The sequence below is a fragment of the uncultured Formosa sp. genome (genome assembly GCF_947500765.1).
Lineage (GTDB): Bacteria > Bacteroidota > Bacteroidia > Flavobacteriales > Flavobacteriaceae > Formosa.
This window is the reverse complement of record NZ_CANMTH010000032.1, coordinates 1-3,112: the sequence shown is the minus strand read 5'-3', so window position 1 is coordinate 3,112 and position 3,112 is coordinate 1. Positions and strand designations below refer to the sequence as shown.

Genomic DNA, 3,112 nt, shown 5'->3' with positions numbered 1-3,112 from the left:
ACACACTATCGAAGCTACATGCTTATTACTGCGTAATGCAGTTACGCTTCTTCGTTTGTTATGACTGAAAATTCATGAAGGTTCTATTGGTGATTTATGTATAAGATTATGTTTTTGTTTTCTTTAATAACATGCTCTAATAGATTCCTCGTATCTTGGAATGACATTGGATTTATTATCATCATTTGGGTATAGGGTTTTGTTTTATTTTCTTTGAGAACATGCTCTAATGGATTCCTCGTGGCTCGGAATGACATTGAATTTATTATCATCATTTGAGTATAGGATTATGTTTTTGCTTTCTTTGATAATATGCTCTAATGGATTCCTCGTGCCTCGGAATGATATTGGATTTATTATCATCATTTGGATATAAGATTATGTTTTACTTATTGTGGTGTAATGCGTTTTATGCTTCTGTTTTAATGTGTTGATTTTGTGGTTTATAGTCTGTTTGAAAACGTTTGCGTAATATTGTGAATTATGATAATTGTCATAGTAATTTGGACTCTTTTTTTCTACCTTAATAAGAGTTAAGAAGAATGTTCACTATTAAAATATATCATCATGAAAGCTAAAAAAAATCCAAAACTAGAGATAGGGAGAAATAGCAGTATATATTTTGCTATTGGGTTAAACATTATGTTATTGTTTACTTGGAAAGCCCTAGAGTATAGAACTTTTGAAACTGAAATAGATCCTATTGAAATTCTAGATATTGCATCTGAATATCAAGAAGATATTCCAATTACAAAAATTAGTACACCATTGCCACCTCCACCGGTTGCAGTGAGTGAGTCTATTGAAGTTGTTGAATCTGTGGCCGATATAGAAGAAACGGTTATAGAAAGCACAGAATCTTCTCAAGAAATTGCTATTGCAGATCCAGAACCTGTTGTTGCTGTAGAAGATGTTAAGGTTGAAGAGGTTGAAGAAGATGTAGAAGTCCCTTTTGCAGTTATAGAAAATATACCTGTATTTCCTGGTTGTGAGGGATTAGATAAACAAGCTTCTAAGGCTTGTTTTCAAACCAAAATGAATGAGCATATTAAAACACATTTTCATTATCCAGAAGATGCTTTAGACTTAGGTATACAAGGGCGTGTGTCTGTACTCTTTATAATTGATGAAAAAGGTTATATTACTGGTATAAGATCTAGAGGCCCAGATAAAACCTTAGAAAAAGAGGCTGAGCGTATAGTGCATTTGTTACCAAGAATGAAACCAGGAACCCAAAGAGGTAAACCTGTAAAGGTATCTTATGCAGTACCTATATTTTTTAAATATAAAGCAGCGTTGTAGTTTTTTACATGTGGTGATATTACGCTGCCTTTAATACGCTGTATTCAATGAATACAGCGTATTTTTATTATTTCAAGAAGGTCTTAATCTCTTATTATAAGGACTTCCCCGTTGAACTTATATTGTAAAGCACTAAATTCTAATATTGATTGTGAATTTTCTATTGCTAAGTATGCATTATAAATTTAGTTAGGAAATGGTAGAATGTTAAAATAAACCTAAAAAAACAATAGGAATTCATATATTTACCGCATAATTGTACATACCCTATGTTTAAAAATTCAATTTCTTTCGATGTTTCAGAACGAAAGATTTTATTACGTATTATAGATATTTGTATTGTTTTAGGTGTATTATATGGTTTAGGTTCCTATTTCAATTTTGACTATTTTACGATTACTAATGAAAATTGGTCTTCGGTTATTGTATTGATTCTTTACATTTCTGTTTTTGGAACTGTTTTTGAAATCTACGATTTACAAAAGTCTAGTGTCTTTCAGTCTACATTACCTAATGTGTTTATGACTGCTATGGTTGTTGTTGGATTTTATTTGATGACTCCTTTTTTTACGCCTTTTCTTCCTGAAAAGCGTATACAAATTCTGTTTTTCTTTCTGGGTGTTTTAGGAGGGATCTTATTTTGGCGTGCAGTATACATTACATTTATATCTACTCCGCGTTTTTATAAGCATGCATTATTGGTGGGAGAACCACAGCATATTGATGAAATAGTTGACTCTTTAAAAGCTGTAGACCCTAATTATAATATTGTTGGTTTTATTAATTGTGAACCTGGAAATGCCCTAAAACCTAAGTCGGTAAAGTCGTATTTGGCAACAGATCTTGGTCATGTTATATCCGAACAGCATGTCTCGGAAATACTGGTTGCGACCTATGATTCTGAATTAATTACCACAGAACTTTATCAAGAATTAATGCGTTTGCTTGAACAAGGGTTTCCTATAAAAGAATATACACAAGCTTTTGAAGAAATGACTTCTAGAGTCCCTGTACATTATTTAGGAAAAGATTTTTATAAATATTTTCCTTTCAACCGTAATAATAAAAACAAATTATATTTATTACAACGCTGGTTGGTAGATGTTACTTTTGCCTTGAGTTGCTGCGTGGTTTGCTTACTCTTTTTACCTTTTGTTTTGCTAGGAAACCTAATAGGTAATCGTGGCCCGTTGTTTTATAAACAAGAGCGTGTAGGCTTGCATGGGAAATTATTTTCTATCATTAAATTTAGAACGATGGTTGTCGATGCTGAAAAAAATGGAGCTGTTTGGGCCTCTAAAAATGATGCTAGAATTACTGCTTTTGGGAAATTTTTACGACTGACTCGTATAGATGAAATTCCGCAATGTTTAAATGTTTTAAAAGGTGAAATGAGTTTGATAGGACCACGACCTGAACGTCCTAAATTTGTTAAGGAATTGGCAGAGGTTATTCCGTTTTATGAAGCGCGCCATATGGTTAAACCCGGAATTACAGGTTGGGCTCAGGTGAAAGTCCGTTATGGTGATTCTGTTGCAGATAGTCTTATGAAATTACAATATGATTTATTTTATATTAAGCGTCGTAGTTTTTTCTTGGATTTAAATATTCTTGTTAAAACCGTTACTGCTGTTGTGTTTTTTAGGGGACAATAGTGAATTGTATTCTAATTATTTTTTTAATTTTCTGTATTTATTCTTCTTGGTTTTGTCATATTAAACTTGTTTTAACGTTATTGTTTATGTTGTCTTGATGTTCATTTTGCCTTGATGCAGATCCTTCGACTTCGCTCAGGATAGACCAAGCCAAA

Annotated in this window: 2 protein-coding genes; both read left to right on the top strand. The window is 32.3% G+C overall.

Going from position 1 to position 3,112, the window contains the following annotated elements:
- Positions 1 to 567 precede the first annotated feature (567 nt).
- Positions 568 to 1,302: an energy transducer TonB gene (locus Q1B05_RS18425; RefSeq protein ID WP_299782905.1), complete on the top strand. Its 735-nt coding sequence runs from the start codon at positions 568 to 570 to the stop codon at positions 1,300 to 1,302.
- 269 nt (positions 1,303 to 1,571) lie between these two features.
- Positions 1,572 to 2,957 (top strand): sugar transferase, encoded by a 1,386-nt coding sequence (locus Q1B05_RS18420; RefSeq protein WP_299782903.1) that lies wholly within the window; start codon positions 1,572 to 1,574, stop codon positions 2,955 to 2,957.
- The last annotated feature ends 155 nt before the right edge of the window (positions 2,958 to 3,112 follow it).